We start from the raw sequence: 1,956 nt of genomic DNA on the forward strand, positions 1-1,956 counted from the left end.
ATTAAACTCCCGAGTGTTATGGGTAATCAACGTCAAAGAGCGGGCAAGCGCCTGTCCGGCGATTAAGATGTCATAAGGTCCAATCGGTGTGCCGGCATCAGCCAAAATCGCTCTGATTTCGCCAGCTTGTCGAGCATCTTCCCGATCGAATTCAACGACCTCGAAAGGCAGGGCTTCGATGCGTGCCAAATTCCCGACCCGCTGCAGCCCCTTGAACGCCCCGTAAAACAGTTCATACGCCACGATAGCGGGCATTCCGAAATCTTCAGGCCTGTGGGCTTTCAAGCGGGTGAGAAACCCGTCGTCGCCCCGCAACAACGCTATCACCGCGTTGCTATCTAGAAGGAACTTCACTCAAAAAAATCCAAGCCGAGGCGGTCTTGCATAGCCGGCTGTTCGGTTGCAGCTGTAACAAAATCCTGATCTAGCGGACCTATCACCTGATCCAACCATGCCCAATCGTGCGCAACGGGTTCGAGGATGACCGAACGCCCATGGCGTCGGATCCTTACCTCATCGGTATCGAACCTGAACTCCTTTGGCAGTCGTACGGCCTGCGATCGTCCCGACCAAAATACTTTCGCCAATTCCATTTCCACACCTAAGGTATATATCATCCATATATATCATACGTGAGACAGACTTCAAGGGCGGAGACCGGCGGCGCGGGTTGATGCAAATTCTCAATAGCTACGCACCACCCACGTTCGAATCCCAAAAGGGCTCAGGTCCCACCTTTCGAACGGCCGCAATGGGTGGATTTCGGACAAAAAGTCCGTAAGCGCGCCCCCTGCCAGCCAGCGCACTTGCTTACCTTTCATACTGAGCAGGGCCCCGGACGAGTGCGTTAGACTTCTCCGCTGGTTATGAAGCCTCCGTGGATCGCGCCATCTTCACCGATTTGTGAAAATGGTTCCACAACTGTTCGCAATTATTTTCATGCGCAAAGAGGTTACAGTATGATAACTTTTAAGTGTTGTTTGGTTAATTAATTTTTGGCATGCAGGAGAGCAGTTTGGAACTTCGTACATTTACCTACCAAATCGCTGGCTTGGCCATGATCTTCGGCCTCTCTGGTTGCGAAACCCCGAAAGTTGTTTCTGTCAACCAACCATCCGACAATACGTTAAACTGTGCTCAATTAAACGATCAGTATACGATCGCTAGGACCTACTATAAGAAGGCCGAGGGCGACCGGAGTGTTACTGGAACGAATGTCGCTGCTGCAGTGTTGTTCTGGCCTGCCCTACTTGGAACCTATGAAAACACTAAAGATGCGATTCACGCTGCAAAGAAGCGTGAAACCAAGATGATTAAACTTGCAAATCAGAAATCCTGCGCTTGGTCCAAAAATTTGATGGTATCACCGTAGCGGCCCACGTTTGACTCCGCCGCGTTCGTGAAAAGAGAAAGAGGAAGACAAGCCTCCCGTTTCTTCATGCCATCCGTCGGCACGGTAGGCCGCCGGGATGTCAACGACTCTACCTTCAAAGGGTACACCGCCGAAAGCCGGCACGTCCTGCAATCATTTACGATGATCTCCGAGGCGGCGGTGATGGAATCGATCAAGCTCGGGCGAGGGTGAAATCGCCCGGCACCACGTGATAGAGCAGTATCGAGGCGATTTCCTTCTTGTTCGCGGGCTTCAACAGCGTCGGCACCGTGCCCTTGGGCAGCATGTCGAACGCCTGGTTGGTCGGCGCGAATACGGTGAACGGGCCCTTGCCTTCCAGCGCCTTGACCAGCCCGGCCGCCTCGACCGCGGCGACCAGGGTGGTGTTGTCCTTCGAATTTACCGCATTCTGGATGATGTTCTTGGTCGGATACATCGCGGCGCCACCGACCATCACGGTGTCGGTGCCCATGGCGGCCAGTGCGGTGCCACTGATCGCGAGCGACGCTACGGCGCCGATCAGCATGGTTCGTAATTTCATCGTGTCTCTCCCGAAAACGATC

General features: G+C 53.6%; 4 protein-coding genes. 1 reads left to right on the top strand and 3 read right to left on the bottom strand.

What is annotated here, in order from left to right:
- Together ACP5E6_RS18810 and ACP5E6_RS18815 are read right to left on the bottom strand one after the other, a co-directional pair.
- A partial coding sequence (locus ACP5E6_RS18810) for a type II toxin-antitoxin system VapC family toxin (protein WP_427956972.1) occupies window positions 1-354 on the bottom strand: 354 nt, incomplete at its 3' end.
- Window positions 351-617 (bottom strand): antitoxin, encoded by a 267-nt coding sequence (locus tag ACP5E6_RS18815; RefSeq protein WP_427956973.1) that lies wholly within the window; start codon window positions 615-617, stop codon window positions 351-353. The genes ACP5E6_RS18815 and ACP5E6_RS18810, both read right to left, overlap by 4 nt.
- Before the next feature lie 398 nt (window positions 618-1,015).
- Here ACP5E6_RS18815 and ACP5E6_RS18820 point away from each other — a divergent pair, with 398 nt between their 5' ends.
- Complete coding sequence (locus tag ACP5E6_RS18820) at window positions 1,016-1,372, top strand: hypothetical protein (RefSeq protein ID WP_427956975.1); 357 nt, start codon at window positions 1,016-1,018, stop codon at window positions 1,370-1,372.
- A gap of 193 nt (window positions 1,373-1,565) precedes the next feature.
- On the opposite strand, the gene ACP5E6_RS18825 is transcribed toward ACP5E6_RS18820, so the two are convergent.
- Window positions 1,566-1,956 (bottom strand): fasciclin domain-containing protein (locus ACP5E6_RS18825; RefSeq protein ID WP_427956978.1); only part of this gene is annotated, 391 nt, incomplete at its 5' end.

The organism is Acidiphilium sp. (assembly GCF_049977125.1).
In the GTDB taxonomy this organism is placed as follows: Bacteria; Pseudomonadota; Alphaproteobacteria; order Acetobacterales; family Acetobacteraceae; genus Acidiphilium.

What these genes read in the sequence shown, in the direction of transcription:
- ACP5E6_RS18815 (WP_427956973.1), bottom strand. Translation starts at nt 617, where the DNA reads ATGATATATACCTTAGGTGTGGAAATGGAATTGGCGAAAGTATTTTGG.